The organism is Xenorhabdus cabanillasii (assembly GCF_003386665.1).
Classification (GTDB): Bacteria; Pseudomonadota; Gammaproteobacteria; order Enterobacterales; family Enterobacteriaceae; genus Xenorhabdus; species Xenorhabdus cabanillasii.
The window spans coordinates 1,382,235-1,397,857 of record NZ_QTUB01000001.1 but is presented as its reverse complement, the minus strand read 5'-3'; the positions used below and the strand labels follow the sequence as shown (position 1 = coordinate 1,397,857).

The window sequence follows — 15,623 nt, the reverse complement described above, 5'->3', positions numbered from 1 at the left end:
GTTTGTTAAGAAAAAATTTTGTTGAAATGCCCGTTGACATGTATTGTAACGCTGCATGGATTAGCGTATCCGTGTATACTATGTGGGATTTATCTTCCTGCGCTTGCATTTATTAATACCCCAATCAGTCAAGAAATCAGCATGAGTCAAGGAACGTTATATATTGTTTCTGCCCCAAGTGGAGCAGGTAAATCAAGCCTTATTCAGGCTTTATTAAAAACCCAGCCTTTGTATGACACTCAGGTTTCTGTTTCACATACAACTCGTCCGGCACGTCCTGGCGAAAATCATGGTGAACATTATTATTTCATCACAGTCGATGAATTCCAAAATATGATTAACCATGATGAATTTTTGGAGCACGCCTGTGTTTTCGGTAACTATTACGGTACTTCCCGCAAAATTATTGAAGATACTCTCGCTAGTGGTGTTGACGTTTTTCTTGATATTGACTGGCAGGGTGCGCAACAAATCCGTCAAAAAATGCCTGCGGCTCGTAGCATTTTCATTCTTCCTCCTTCAAGGGAAGAATTACTTCGCCGTCTGCGTGGCCGTGGTCAGGACAGCGAAGAAATCATCGCTAAACGAATGTATCAGGCTGTTGCAGAAATGGAACATCATGGAGAGTATGACTATGTCATCATCAATGATGATTTCAATACGGCTCTGGCCGATTTACAATCGATTATTCGTTCCGAACGTCTGCGATTAGAAAGGCAGACTCAACGACATGATGCGTTAATCAGCAAACTATTGGCAGACTGAACTAAGTTTCAGTATTATGCCCAGTCATTTATTTATCTGTGGAGTAGCACATATATGGCACGCGTAACTGTTCAAGACGCAGTAGAAAAAATTGGTAACCGTTTTGACCTGGTGTTGGTCGCTGCTCGCCGAGCACGCCAATTACAGTCAGGTGGAAAAGATCCTCTTGTTCCAGAAGAAAACGATAAGATGACAGTTATCGCTCTGCGTGAAATCGAGCAAGGTCTTATTAATAATAAAATCCTTGATGTTCGTGAACGTCAAGAACAGCAGGAGCAAGAAGCTGCAGAAATCAAAGCTGTTTCTGCTATCGCCGACGGTCGTCGTTAATTTTACGGTAGGTCTGCCTTGTACCTGTTTGAAAGCCTGAACCAGCTTGTACTTAAATATTTGCCTGAAGATCAAATTGATCTATTAAAGCAGGCTTATGTCGTAGCACGGGATGCCCACGAAGGGCAAACCCGCTCCAGTGGTGAGCCATATATTACTCATCCCGTAGCTGTTGCTTGTATTCTGGCTGAAATGCGTCTTGACCATGAAACAATTATGGCCGCACTTCTGCATGACGTCATTGAAGATACCCCAGCGACATTTCAGGATATTGAGCAATTATTCGGCACCACCGTCGCTGGATTAGTGGAAGGTGTCTCTAAACTGGACAAGCTGAACTTCCGTGATAAAAAGGAAGCTCAGGCCGAAAACTTCCGCAAAATGATCATGGCAATGGTACAGGATATCCGTGTCATTCTGATCAAACTGGCAGACCGAACACACAACATGCGAACCCTTGGCTCTCTGCGCCCTGATAAACGGCGGCGCATCGCCAGGGAAACGTTGGAAATCTACAGCCCGTTGGCCCATCGGCTGGGGATACATCACCTGAAAACAGAACTGGAAGAGCTTGGTTTTGAAGCCTTGTATCCTAACCGCTATCGGGTGATCAAAGAAGTTGTTAAAGCTGCCCGTGGCAACCGTAAGGAAATGATCCAGAAAATTCTGTCAGAAATTGAAGGCAGATTAACGGATGCAGGCATCCAATGTACCGTCAATGGACGGGAAAAACACCTCTACTCTATCTATCGCAAGATGCACCTGAAAGAACAGCGTTTTCATTCCATTATGGATATTTACGCGTTCCGTGTCATCGTCGGCAATCTTGATACCTGTTACCGTGTTTTAGGGCAAATGCACAGCCTGTATAAACCCCGTCCCGGCAGAGTGAAAGATTATATTGCCATTCCTAAGGCCAACGGCTATCAATCCTTGCATACCTCTCTGATCGGTCCACATGGAGTACCTGTTGAAGTCCAGATCCGGACAGAAGACATGGATCAAATGGCAGAGATGGGGGTTGCGGCACACTGGGCTTATAAAGAACAAGGGGAATCAGGCACCACAGCGCAAGTCCGTGCCCAACGCTGGATGCAAAGTCTGCTGGAACTTCAGCAGAGTGCTGGTAGCTCTTTCGAATTCATTGAAAGCGTCAAATCTGATCTATTCCCTGATGAGATTTACGTTTTTACTCCTGAAGGACGTATTGTCGAATTACCGGCAGGTGCAACACCTGTCGACTTTGCTTATGCCGTCCATACGGATATTGGTCACGCTTGTGTCGGGGCTCGAGTTGATCGTCTGCCTTACCCGCTATCTCAGACCCTAAGCAGTGGGCAAACCGTTGAGATCATTACCGCCCCAAGCGCCCGCCCTAATGCGGCGTGGCTGAATTTTGTCGTCAGCTCTAAAGCACGCGCTAAGATACGCCAGTTACTGAAAAACCTTAAACGGGATGATTCCGTTAGTCTGGGGCGGCGTCTGCTCAATCATGCACTTGGCAATGGACTGAAAATTAACGATATTTTACAGGGAAATATCGACAGAGAATTGGCAAGAATGAAACTCGCTTCACTCGATGATCTGCTGGCAGAGATCGGATTAGGTAATGCGATGAGTGTTGTCGTTGCTCATAATCTATTGGGTGTTACAGAAAAAATTCCGAATGGTAGTAGCAGTCAATCCCGTAAGCTGCCAATCAAAGGTGCTGATGGCATCCTGATTACTTTTGCTAAGTGTTGCCGACCGATTCCGGGGGACCCGATTATTTCTCATATCAGTCCTGGGAAAGGTTTAGTTATCCATCACGAATCTTGCCGTAATATCCGCGGTTATCAGAAAGAACCGGAAAAATTCATGCCGGTTGAGTGGGATAAAGATATCAATAGCGATTTTATCGCTGAAATTAAAGTTGATATGTTTAACCATCAGGGAGCACTGGCAAATCTGACAGCAGCCATTAATGATGCAAATTCCAGCATCCAAAGCATGAATACCGAGGAAAAAGATGGCCGCGTTTATTGTGCTTTCATCAGGCTGACGACCAAAGACCGTATCCAGTTGGCAAATATCATGCGTAAGATACGTGTTATGCCGGATGTACTGCGAGTCAGCCGTAACCGAAACTAGAGGTTATGAATCCTAAACGTTATGCACGTATTTGTCAGATGATGGCAACGCGTCAACCTGACCTGACAATTTGTTTAGAAGAAGTACATAAACCCCATAATGTATCCGCAGTTATTCGCTCTGCGGATGCAGTTGGTATTCATCAAATCCATGCCATTTGGCCTTCTCATCAGTTACGGACTCAACTCTCCTCTGCGGCAGGTAGTAACAGTTGGGTTCAGGTAGAAACTCACTCATCTATTGAACACGCGATTAGCCAGTTTAAAACAGCCGGAATGCAGATATTAGCCACCAATCTTTCTGATAAAGCGGTTGATTTCCGTCAGATTGATTACACTAAACCTACCTGCATCATTATGGGGCAGGAAAAGAAAGGGATTTCCAAACAGGCTATCGCGCTGGCAGATCATGACATTATCATTCCGATGGCAGGCATGGTTCAGTCACTGAATGTCTCTGTTGCCTCTGCTCTGATTCTGTATGAAGCACAGCGGCAACGCCAACTTGCTGGTATGTATCAGCGGGAGGAAAGTATTCTCTCCGAAGAGGAGCAACAAAAGTTACTGTTTGAAGGCGGATATCCTGTTTTAGCTGCGGTCGCACATCGTAAAGGGCTGGAACGACCGTTCATTGATAAACAAGGGCAAATTATCGCAAGTGAATCCTGGTGGGCAACAATGCAGGCAACAACCGCACCACCAACAGGGAAATAAATCACACTGACGGAGAATAGGTATGAAAGGCCGATTACTTGATGCCATCCCATTAACCACTTTACATGGTGTCGGAGCCAATCAGGTGACTAAACTTGCCAGATTGGGATTGGTCAATCTACAGGATTTATTGCTGCATTTACCTCTCCGTTATGAAGATCAAACCCGCCTGTATGCTATTAACGATGTATTACCCGGTACTTATGCTACGGTGATGGGTGAAATATTACGTACCAATGTAGCTTTTGGGCGACGGCGCATAATGACCTGTCAAATCAGCGACGGAACAGGCATATTAACTCTGCGTTTTTTTAATTTCACTGCTGCCATGAAGAATAGTCTGGCGAAAGGCAAGCATATCATTGTTTATGGTGAAATTCGCCGCGGCTCCCAGGGAGCCGAAATTATTCATCCAGAATACAAGATCCGGCAACACGCCGAGCGCACTCAATTGCAGGATACACTAACACCTGTCTATCCCACGACGGAGGGAGTGCGCCAAACTACACTGCGCAAGTTGATCGAACAGGCTCTGGAACTGCTTGATACTTGCCCGATTAATGAATTATTGCCAGATCAGTTTAGTCAGCAGATCATCAGCCTTCCCAATGCTCTGCGTACTCTGCACCGTCCACCACCAGATATTTCTCTGGCCGATTTGGAAAATGGTAAACATCCAGCACAACGCCGATTAATTCTGGAAGAACTGCTGGCACACCATTTAAGCATGCTGGCGGTCAGAGCCGGAGCTCAGCGTTTCCATGCTCAACCGCTCACCGCAGATAATTCATTAAAACAGCAATTGCTGGATCAGCTCCCTTTTTCGCCAACACGTGCGCAGGAGCGTGTAGTAAGGGAAATAGAACACGACCTGGAAAAAAATGTCCCGATGATGCGGCTGATACAAGGTGATGTCGGTTCCGGTAAAACGCTGGTGGCAGCACTCGCTGCAATACGGGCTATTGTACATGGTAAGCAGGTTGCCTTAATGGCACCGACCGAACTTCTTGCGGAGCAACATGCCAACACTTTTCGCCAGTGGTTCGAGCCACTCGGTATTCAGGTAGGATGGCTCGCGGGTAAGCAAAAAGGTAAGGCGCGCCAAGCACAACAAGAAGCTATTGCCAGTGGTCAGGTAAGTATGGTCGTCGGCACTCACGCAATGTTTCAGGAGCAAGTTAAATTTGCCGGGCTGGCATTGGTCATTATTGATGAACAACACCGATTCGGTGTTCATCAACGTCTGGCGCTTTGGGAAAAAGGGCGTGAACAGGGGTTTCATCCCCATCAATTGATCATGACTGCAACACCTATTCCACGAACATTGGCAATGACCGCTTATGCCGATTTAGATACTTCCATTATTGATGAACTTCCCCCTGGACGAACACCTGTAACAACTGTCGCTATCCCTGATACTCGCCGGAATGAAATTATTGAGCGTATTAAAAGTGCTTGCTTAGACGAAGGACGTCAGGCTTATTGGGTATGCACCCTGATTGAAGACTCCGAAGTTCTGGAAGCACAAGCTGCTCAGGTTACCAGTGAAGAATTGACCCTGATGCTACCTGAGCTGAAAATCGGCCTCGTGCATGGGCGGATGAAACCGGCAGAAAAGCAATCCATTATGGAGGCTTTCAAGCAAGGTGAATTACAGTTATTGGTTGCCACCACAGTGATTGAAGTCGGTGTGGATGTCCCTAACGCCAGCCTGATGATCATCGACAATCCTGAACGGTTAGGATTGGCTCAGTTACATCAGCTCCGTGGCCGCGTCGGGCGTGGAGCCGTAGCCTCTCACTGTGTCCTGCTCTATAAGACACCGCTGACCAATACAGCCAAAATACGTCTGCAAGTCTTACGGGACAGTAATGATGGTTTTGTTATCGCTCAAAGAGATCTGGAAATTCGGGGGCCAGGTGAACTGCTTGGTACGCGTCAGACCGGTAACGTCGAGTTCAGGATTGCCGATTTATTAAGGGATCAGGGAATGCTCCCCGAAGTGCAACGTATTGCCCACTATATCCATCAACACTACCCGGAACATGCCAAAGCACTGATTGAACGCTGGCTGTCCGACCGTTCGCAATACAGCCATGCCTAATCAAAGAACTATCATGCTTATAAGATAATTAAAAAATGCCGCTGATAATTTCAGCGGCATATTTAGCCAAGATATCAGGCAAAAGCAAAGGTGAGTTAAGTTAGCCTGCTACCGATGGGAATACCGGTAATAACAGATAAATCTTGATAACGGCTGAGTTAACTATATCAATAAAGAACGCACCTACCATCGGTACGAGTAAAAACGCCACATGTGATGGTCCGAAGCGGTCAGTAATCGCCTGCATATTTGCAATCGCCGTTGGTGTTGCACCCAAACCAAAACCACAGTGACCGGCTGACAATACTGCCGCATCATAATTTTTACCCATCACTCTGTAAGTGACGAAGATGGCGTACAGTGCCATAACCACCGTTTGCACAGCAAGGATCACTAACATCGGCAGCGCAAGGGACGCCAGTTGCCACAATTTAAGACTCATCAATGCCATTGCCAGGAAGAGGGACAAACTGACGTTACCTAGCACTGACACTGCCCGGTCAAATACCCGATAAAAACCAAGCAGGGACAAGCCATTACTGAGTATCACCCCGGTAAACAGGACACACACGAAAGTTGGCAAAAAGAGCGTACCTTCCAGAACCTTCTCAAGATAGCTACCTACTAGCAAACAGATAGATATTAAAGCGATGGTTTCGAGCATCACTAATGGTGTAATCAAACGGCCGGTATAGGGTTTTTCAAACGCAGTCGGAACTTCAGTATCCTCAGCTTCCAGGCCAGGTGTTTTGTTATTCCTTACCAGCAGACGAGCAACAGGGCCACCAATCAGGCCTCCCAGTATTAAACCAAATGTTGCACATGCCATTGCGACTTCAGTGGCATTCTCAAAGCCATAACGTTCAGTAAATACCTTACCCCAAGCAGCACCAGTTCCGTGTCCTCCTGAAAGGGTGACTGAGCCAGCCAACAGCCCCATTAATGGATCAAGCCCAAGCATTTTCGCCAATGCAATCCCCACTGTGTTTTGCACCAACAATAAACCCACAACGACAACAATAAAGATTACCAAGGATTTTCCACCTGCTTTCAGGCTGGCAAGGTTGGCGTTTAAGCCTACAGTAGCAAAGAACGCCAACATAAGAGGATCTTTGAGAGATAAATCAAAGCTAACTTCCCAGCCCGTGGACTGTTTAACTATCAGAAGAACAAAAGCAACCAACAAGCCACCTGCGACCGGCTCTGGAATCGTATATTTTTCAAGAAATGAAACTGACTGTACGAGTTTTCTTCCCACTAGCAAAACAAGTGTGGCCGCAACGAGCGTGCCATAAATATCCAAATGATACATTTACGTACCCCATTCATTGTTAAAATTATGTGAATTTAATGCGACGTTATAATCATCCTATAAAAACGCCAAGAGCAGGTAAGGGTTGGATTAGAAAAAAAATTACCGATAAATACAAGATAAAACATTTAAAAATGTGACGAAATAAAGTTATACCGCATAGGTAAAATTTCACGCAAACGATTGCTTTTATAAGCCAGATCAATAAAATGTGTTTTTTGTTGACTCGAAACTCCACACCATGGTTACCTCAACCCACGAACACTCAGCATCAGAAATTCCCGAAAAATCGGGTAGTGAATTAATTTACCGTCTGGAAGATAAACCACCTCTTCCACATGCCCTGTTTGCCGCCTGTCAGCATCTGCTGGCAATGTTTGTTGCTGTCATTACACCAGCGATATTGATCTGTCAGGCTCTTGGGCTTCCCGAACAAGATACACAACGCATTATCAGCATGTCTTTGTTTGCTTCAGGGTTAGCCTCACTTATTCAAATCCGTTCCTGGGGGCCAATTGGCTCAGGTTTGCTTTCCATTCAAGGAACCAGTTTTAATTTTGTTGCTCCCCTTATCATAGGTGGCCTGGCCCTGAAAAATGGAGGGGCCGATATTCCAACAATGATGGCTGCCCTGTTTGGTACGTTGATGCTTGCAGCAACCACTGAGATATTTCTTTCCCGCATACTGCATCTGGCCAGAAAGATCATCACACCTTTAGTTTCCGGCATTGTTGTGATGATTATTGGTCTGTCACTGATTCAGGTTGGATTAACTTCTATCGGCGGCGGTTATACCGCCATTCAGCAAGGTACGTTTGGTGCTCCCGAAAACCTTTTGCTGGCGGGAATTGTTCTCGCCATTATCGTGCTGCTGAATCGTCAACATAACCCCTATTTACGGATTGCGTCTCTGGTTATTGCCATGACAGTAGGGTATTTAGTCGCTTGGTATATGGAGATGCTACCTCATTCAACCACAACAGAAGACAAACCAATTATCACTGTTCCTTCTCCGTTGTATTACGGACTCTCTTTTGACTGGAATTTGTTGATCCCACTTGTCCTGATTTTTATGGTGACGTCACTGGAAACAATTGGTGATATTACAGCAACTTCAGATGTTTCTGAGCAACCTGTCAGCGGCCCGTTGTACATGAGGCGCATTAAGGGGGGTGTATTAGCAAATGGTCTCAATTCGATGGTTTCTGCTGTATTTAATACATTCCCGAACTCCTGCTTTGGTCAGAATAATGGAGTAATCCAACTGACTGGCGTTGCCAGCCGCTATGTCGGTTACATTATTGCTTTCATGCTGATTCTATTAGGGCTGTTCCCGGCAGTAGCAAGTTTTGTACAGCATATTCCTGAACCAGTATTAGGTGGCGCTACTATTGTGATGTTCGGTACAATTGCCGCATCTGGTGTCAGAATTGTTTCCCGTGAACCGTTAAATCGACGTGCCATTATGATCATTGCCTTGTCACTGGCTGTGGGGTTGGGCGTTTCTCAACAACCACTGATCTTACAATATGCACCTGAATGGGTAAGAAACCTGCTTTCTTCTGGCATTGCCGCTGGCGGGCTTACAGCCATTCTCCTAAATCTGATTTTTCCTCAAGAAAAATAGTCGTAATTTTCGCCTGGCTCTTCTTCTCCCGCTTATATAGCGGGAATTTTTTGTGTAACTCTTCGCATATTCTTTTGCAATATTCTCCGCAATTTTCTTGCCAGCATGCCGGAATAAGTGCTTTTTCAATGTTGCCTATTGAGTAGCGATCCGTTTTACGGCATAAAAGGAATTCTTTTCAGGACGAGCGTATTGAGGTGAGATCATGAAGTGGTTAGGGAAATGCTTTGCTACTCTGCTGTTATTACTGATTCTGGCAATTATCATTGTTTATTTTGTTGCCCAGACACACTGGGGAGCCAAACAAATAAGCCAGTGGATCAACAAGCAAGGCCATTATCAGGTCAATATTGAAAGTATCGGCCACAGTTGGCTCCGACCCATGACCCTAATGCTCAATAATGTGAGTGTCAGCGATAAACAGAGTTCTTTCTCGCTCAATGCCAATACGGTGGATCTGGATCTCAAATGGCAATTCCTACCCAAATTCACAGATCTCCATAAGCTGACATTACAACAAGGTAAGTTAACGCTGTCAGGCAATCAGTTTCCCCCAGTTTTGAAAGCCGATATTTTACAACTGAATCAGATGGATATTCAGTTAACAACCCTTCATTCACAAATTCAGGGGAAAAATATTATCGGCGGTATCACCCCCTGGATACCTGATACCAACTCTCCTTTTGGTTCGGGGCAGTACCAGTTCAGTGCCAGTACAATCAGTATAAATGAACTCCCGTTTAATAAAGTCGTCATGCAGGGGAGCTACCAGAATAACAGCCTGACCATCAGCGCCTTTGGTGCTGAGTTTCTGAAAGGTTTCATCTCTGGAAACGGACAACAATTACCTGATGGCAGTTGGAACTGGGATAATATCCTGATCAATGACATACGCTGGCAGTCCCCAATGGCACTGGCTGCTCTTGCAGAAAAAACGCATCAACTCCCGACCATCCGCATTAAAGATCTCAATCTCACTAATGCCAAACTACAAGGGAAAGATTGGACTGTCGATTATCTTGATACAACCATCAAAGGACTGGGGTTAGTTAATGGGCGTTGGCAGGCTGAAGACGGCTTGATTGATTTTAATGCCATGAATATGACCTTCAATGACGCTCAGCTCCGGGATATATTGGGTAAGCTCCGCTTTTCCGGTGATATTTTTACCATCGCCAATCTGACAGCTCATTACCAGAAAGGTTTATTCAATATTAAAGCTCAGTGGGATCGCCAGAGCCGCCAGTTAACCCTCAACGACAGTTCAGTGACAGGCTTGATTTACTTCCTGCCAGCAGAGTGGCGTGACTATATCAAAAATCCCGCACCAGAATGGATTTCAGCACTGAAATTAAACAATGTCAGTATTAACAATACGCTCCTGATTGATGCGAATCCTGATTTTCCATTTCAGCTCACCACACTATCAGGCTATATCGAAGCTATGGATATCCTGAAAAATGATCATTGGGGATTATGGAATGGACAAGCATCGTTACAAGCAGCCAGCGGAACATTCAATAAAGTAGAAATCGCCCGTCCCTACCTGCAATTACATGCTACAGATGACAAAGTCGTGGTTGATAAAATGAATGCTTTCACGGGGGATGGATTACTGCAATTTAACGGTGTGCTTGAACAGTCAGCTTCTCAAAAACCTTTTCAGCTCAACTTCAAAGGAATGAATGTGGACTTAGGTATTTTGCCCCAATGGGGCTGGAGACCGCTCAATGTACATGGCGATGGCAATTTTTCACTGGCTATTACCGGTGATCTCTCAACTGACAATATTAAGCAGACCATCAGTGGCACACTGGCGGCTGAAGACAAGTCATCCAACAAAGAGTCACAGTCCATTAAACAAGGGGTGATTACGACCGATAGCAGCCCTGCCGGTCAATCTGATGCAAACCAATCTGACGAAGCAGGACAATCTCACACAGAGCAATCACAAAAAACAGAACAATTGCAAAAAGATAGCGAAAACAGTTCTGCCACAGAAAAGGCCAGAACCTGAATCGCTATCCAGTTATAGCAATTCAGATTTTCACAGGCCGTTCAGCAGGCAATACAATATAAGTACCGGTGAACACACTACCCACGCCCAGTTCACCACTTACTTGTACTTCCAGCTTAACACGCGCTTTATTGCCACGTGCAAGTCGGGCTAAATCACCGCTCATATTGTTGAGGTCAGCAATAGCACTGGGACGGCCGGTAATTGGTTTATGGTAACGAATATTCGCATCAACCAGAATGATATCTCCCCCCAGTTGACGCTCCTGCAATAACAGCCAGATCAATCCCCACGCTGTTAATGTCGATTGAGAAAACAAGCTACCGGCAAAAATAGTATGGTGAGGGTTCTGGTTACCTGCTTCCGGCATTGTGGTAATAAAACGTTGCCCTGTGTATTGAGTAATACGCAGACCCATTTTTTCACTCAAGGGAATGTGCTTGTACCACGCCTGTTGCAACTCCGCACACCAGTCCGGGCGGTGCAAGATGTCATCAAGACTCATAATAGGCTTAATCATCAAGAAGTGGTTAATAGGAGACGACTGGGCACCATTAATAAGGCCCCGGTTTTGAAATCCCAACTTACTAAAGAAATCAACAGCATCCTCACGCACACTGCAAACAATCCGTTTTACACCTTCTTGTCTGGCAACAGATTCCAATGCCATTGCAATCAGTGTGCCTAACCCTTTCTGCTGTTCATTAGGATCAACAGCCAGAAAACGGATGGCACCTTCACTATCTGCATTGATATATAAACGCCCAACAGCAACAGGATTACCCGTTTCATCCACCACCATTTGATGGTGAGCCATCGAATCATAAGCATCTCTTTCTGAGCCAATCGGCTGGTGAAGTGGCTTACGCAGCATCTCCCAACGAAATTGGTAATAAGTTTCCAGCTCTTGTTCGGTTTGAGGTACTCTGAGGTGATACATAGAAACAGCCCCTTCTTTGCGGTGTTGTCATGTGTAGTCAAGGAAATGCATACAGCAAACGATGGTTATCTTATTTTGTTATGTTCATCGCTACCGAAAAAGTACGTACTTATACCCGGTGTCTTTCAAATTACAGCTTTGTTGACTGCATCCTGAAATCCATTGGGTACAACATTATACTTGCAACCAGAAAGTCACAGGCCCGTCATTTGTCAGACTCACTTTCATGTCCGCAGCAAATTGCCCCATTTCTGTTTTTATACCAGTTGCACGGCACTGTTCAACAAAATAGTGATAAAGTTGGTCAGCTTTTTGAGGTTCAGCGCCACCAGAAAAACTCGGTCTTAAACCTTTTTGAGTATCAGCAGCCAGGGTAAATTGGGAAATAACCAATAAGCTCCCATTAGCTTGCTGAACATTCAGGTTCATTTTTCCATGCTCATCGCTGAACACACGATATCCCATTACTTTGTCACACAGACGTTGGGCTTTTTGTTGATCATCTTCTTTTTCAACCCCCAGAAAAACCAGCAGCCCCTGCTCAATTTCTCCAATAGTTTTGCTATCAACAACAACTTTTGCCTGTGTTACACGTTGAATTAATGCAATCATTTTTCTTGTAAGTGATCCATAAAAGATAGAGTAACCTGTAGGGATAGAATCTTGCTTGCCAAGATGCCATCCCATTTAGAACCTGTTAACTGTTACGTGAAACAGTTACATGAAAACGGTTATGTGAAAGATACTATGTTGCTTTGGGAAGTGAGAAGTCATGTGTTTTAAAATAATCAGGAATGACTTTCCTGTCAGTCACATGAATGGCATTGATACCTAATTTTTTTGCTGCATCAATATGTTCCAAAACATCATCAAAAAAAACCGCCTGCTCAGCAGATACACCTTCTTTTTCAAGCAAATATTTAAAGATATCCTGATTCGGTTTACGCATTCCCAAGTCTTGGGACAGATAAAGGAAATCTGCCGATGCAGTGATTTCAGGATAGTGCTGTTGCCAGTACTGGAGATGCAAGTGATTTGTGTTGGATAATACAACAACCCTATGCCCCTGCCCCCGCAGTTTATTCATTAACTCAATGACTTCCTGCCTGACGCCAATGAAAATAGCATTCCAACCTTCAGAGAATTGCTCAAAGCTGAGTGAGATCTCCATTTCATCACACAGCACTTCAACAAATTCTGTATCCGTGATTTGCCCACATTCATGTTTTTCAAACGCCTCTCCCATTGTAAATTTGGTCGTCAACGTTGCCAGTGGTGTACCACTTAAGTTACTCCAGACAGCCAGTACTCTTTTAAAATCAATATCAATAATCACATTACCCATATCGAAAATGTACAGCATAATCCCTCCTGACTGGTGCTTATGGTTTTGTACTTTTATCATAATTTAATCAAGAAAAAAGGGTAAGACGACAAAGAACAGACAAATTACGCTATTGAGTAATCATAATTGAAACAATTAACAATTTAACTAAATCGTAATACTAGCAGGCCAATACAGGTAAGCGACAGGGAGAAGAATTTGGTCAGAAGAGCGCTGATAAAACTCAGGGTGCCGAAGCACCCTAAGCTATTCAAAAGAAATTAAACTTCTTTACTACGGCTTGCGCGACGACGATCATTTTCAGTCAGATGGCGTTTACGCAGACGAATTGATTGTGGTGTAACCTCAACCAGTTCATCATCATCAATGAACTCCAGCGCTTGCTCCAATGTTTTCTTGATATGTGGAGTCAGCGTTGTCGCTTCATCTGTACCAGAAGCACGAACGTTAGTCAGTTTTTTACCTGTCAGACAGTTTACCGTCAGGTCATTGGAGCGGGAATGGATACCGATGATCTGGCCTTCATAAACTTCTGTACCGTGACCAAGGAACAACTTACCACGTTCCTGCAAGCCATACAGAGCATAAGCAACGGCTTTACCCTGACCATTGGAAATCAGCACCCCATTCTGACGACGACCAATTTCACCTGGACGGATATCATCATAATGGCTGAAGGTTGCGTACAACAGACCAGTACCGGAAGTCATGGTCATAAATTCAGTACGGAAACCGATCAAACCACGGCTTGGGATCATGTAATCCAGACGCACGCGACCTTTACCATCCGGCAACATATCACGCATTTCACCTTTACGTTCACCAAGCGCCTGCATCACATCTCCCTGATGCTGCTCTTCGATATCCAGTGTTACCTGCTCGAAAGGCTCCTGCTTACGGCCGTCAATTTCACGGAAAATAACTTTTGGACGAGAAACCGCCAATTCGAAACCTTCACGACGCATATTCTCAATCAGGACGGAGAGATGCAGCTCACCACGACCAGATACACGGAAAGCGTCTGGATCTTCAGTTTCTTCAACACGCAGTGCGACGTTATGAACCAGCTCTTTTTTCAAACGATCCAGGATCTGACGGGAGGTCACATACTTACCTTCACGGCCACAGAAAGGTGAGGTATTAACACAGAAAAACATGCTAACGGTAGGCTCATCAACAGCCAACGCTGGCAGAGCTTCAACTGCATTAACCTCACACAACGTATCAGAGATGTTCAGTTCACCCAGACCGGTAATCGCAATGATATCACCCGCTTCCGCTTTGTCAGATTCGATGCGATCTAATCCCAGGTGGCTGAAAACTTTACCAACTTTACCATTACGCGCCTTACCTTCACTATCAACAATAGTGATGTTCTGGTTTGGTCTTACTGTTCCGCGTTTGATACGACCAATACCAATAACCCCAACGTAGTTATTGTAATCCAGCTGAGAAATCTGCATCTGGAATGGGCCATCAAGATCAACTTTAGGCGGTTCAACATGCTCAACGATTGCCTGATACAGCGGAGTCATATCCTCTGCCATATCTGTGTGATCGTTACCGGCAATTCCCATCAGTGCCGATGCGTAAACAATAGGGAAATCCAACTGTTCATCGGTTGCACCAAGATTTACGAACAGATCGAATACCTGATCGACTACCCAGTCAGGGCGAGCGCCAGGACGGTCAACTTTGTTGATAACAACGATTGGCTTCAAACCGTGGGCAAAAGCTTTCTGAGTTACAAAGCGAGTCTGCGGCATCGGGCCATCCATCGCATCTACCAGCAGCAAGACACTGTCAACCATTGACATCACGCGCTCTACTTCACCACCGAAATCGGCGTGGCCTGGGGTATCTACGATATTAATACGGTAGTCATTCCATTTAATGGCGGTGTTTTTTGCAAGAATGGTGATACCACGTTCTTTTTCCAGATCATTAGAATCCATCACGCGCTCGGTTGCCGCTGTACGCTCATCAAATGTACCGGATTGCTGTAGAAGTTTATCAACCAGCGTAGTTTTGCCATGGTCAACGTGAGCGATAATGGCAATATTTCTTAAGTTATTAATTGACAAGTATTTTTACCGTTTTAGCTATTTGAAGAAATATTAAATACAGACAGCGTGACAGGTCGCAACGCTACTCTCATTTAACACAAATATGGTGCTATTTTACACGTTATAACTACAGAGTGAAATAAATGTGAAGTGCATCACTTTTGAAGTTTATCTATTTTCTGAATATAGGCGTGTCATAACTTAAGTGATAATAACAGTAACTGTATCAGCTTAACCTTATTTATTTTCACCAAAATGGTGCGCTATTATCATT

12 protein-coding genes are annotated in these 15,623 nt (G+C 44.8%); 7 read left to right on the top strand and 5 right to left on the bottom strand.

All coding sequences use genetic code 11. The annotated features are described in order from the left end of the window. Positions 1-141: 141 nt before the first annotated feature. From gmk to recG, 5 genes are read left to right on the top strand one after another with little or no spacing between them, the layout of a single operon-like run. Positions 142-765: a guanylate kinase gene (gene gmk / locus BDD26_RS06825; protein ID WP_115825950.1), complete on the top strand. Its 624-nt coding sequence runs from the start codon at positions 142-144 to the stop codon at positions 763-765. 54 nt (positions 766-819) lie between these two features. Next, positions 820-1,095, top strand: a complete 276-nt coding sequence (gene rpoZ / locus BDD26_RS06820) for a DNA-directed RNA polymerase subunit omega (RefSeq protein ID WP_038259331.1) — start codon at positions 820-822, stop codon at positions 1,093-1,095. 18 nt (positions 1,096-1,113) lie between these two features. After that, complete coding sequence (gene spoT, locus BDD26_RS06815; RefSeq protein ID WP_038259330.1) at positions 1,114-3,225, top strand: bifunctional GTP diphosphokinase/guanosine-3',5'-bis pyrophosphate 3'-pyrophosphohydrolase; 2,112 nt, start codon at positions 1,114-1,116, stop codon at positions 3,223-3,225. Positions 3,226-3,230: 5 nt separating this feature from the next. Then, complete coding sequence (trmH, locus tag BDD26_RS06810) at positions 3,231-3,938, top strand: tRNA (guanosine(18)-2'-O)-methyltransferase TrmH (RefSeq protein WP_115825948.1); 708 nt, start codon at positions 3,231-3,233, stop codon at positions 3,936-3,938. 22 nt (positions 3,939-3,960) lie between these two features. Beyond that, a complete protein-coding gene (recG, locus tag BDD26_RS06805) occupies positions 3,961-6,042 on the top strand; it encodes an ATP-dependent DNA helicase RecG (protein ID WP_115825946.1) in 2,082 nt (693 codons plus the stop codon). Between the two features lie 100 nt (positions 6,043-6,142). On the opposite strand, the gene gltS is transcribed toward recG, so the two are convergent. After that, positions 6,143-7,354, bottom strand: a complete 1,212-nt coding sequence (gene gltS, locus BDD26_RS06800) for a sodium/glutamate symporter (protein WP_115825944.1) — start codon at positions 7,352-7,354, stop codon at positions 6,143-6,145. 241 nt (positions 7,355-7,595) lie between these two features. Here gltS and BDD26_RS06795 point away from each other — a divergent pair, with 241 nt between their 5' ends. Together BDD26_RS06795 and BDD26_RS06790 are read left to right on the top strand one after the other, a co-directional pair. After that, positions 7,596-8,981: a nucleobase:cation symporter-2 family protein gene (locus BDD26_RS06795; protein ID WP_115825942.1), complete on the top strand. Its 1,386-nt coding sequence runs from the start codon at positions 7,596-7,598 to the stop codon at positions 8,979-8,981. A gap of 205 nt (positions 8,982-9,186) precedes the next feature. Further along, a complete protein-coding gene (locus BDD26_RS06790; protein WP_115825940.1) occupies positions 9,187-10,998 on the top strand; it encodes an AsmA family protein in 1,812 nt (603 codons plus the stop codon). A gap of 22 nt (positions 10,999-11,020) precedes the next feature. Here BDD26_RS06790 and fabY read toward each other — a convergent pair whose 3' ends face one another. The 4 genes from fabY to typA form a co-directional block, all read right to left on the bottom strand. Further along, a complete protein-coding gene (fabY, locus tag BDD26_RS06785) occupies positions 11,021-11,938 on the bottom strand; it encodes a fatty acid biosynthesis protein FabY (RefSeq protein WP_115825938.1) in 918 nt (305 codons plus the stop codon). A gap of 174 nt (positions 11,939-12,112) precedes the next feature. Continuing rightward, entirely contained in the window at positions 12,113-12,550 is a 438-nt protein-coding gene (dtd, locus tag BDD26_RS06780; RefSeq protein ID WP_115827507.1) for a D-aminoacyl-tRNA deacylase, read from the bottom strand. Positions 12,551-12,683: 133 nt separating this feature from the next. Further along, positions 12,684-13,301: a glucose-1-phosphatase gene (yihX, locus tag BDD26_RS06775; RefSeq protein WP_115825936.1), complete on the bottom strand. Its 618-nt coding sequence runs from the start codon at positions 13,299-13,301 to the stop codon at positions 12,684-12,686. A gap of 242 nt (positions 13,302-13,543) precedes the next feature. After that, complete coding sequence (gene typA, locus BDD26_RS06770) at positions 13,544-15,367, bottom strand: ribosome-dependent GTPase TypA (RefSeq protein WP_115825934.1); 1,824 nt, start codon at positions 15,365-15,367, stop codon at positions 13,544-13,546. Between the last annotated feature and the right edge of the window lie 256 nt (positions 15,368-15,623).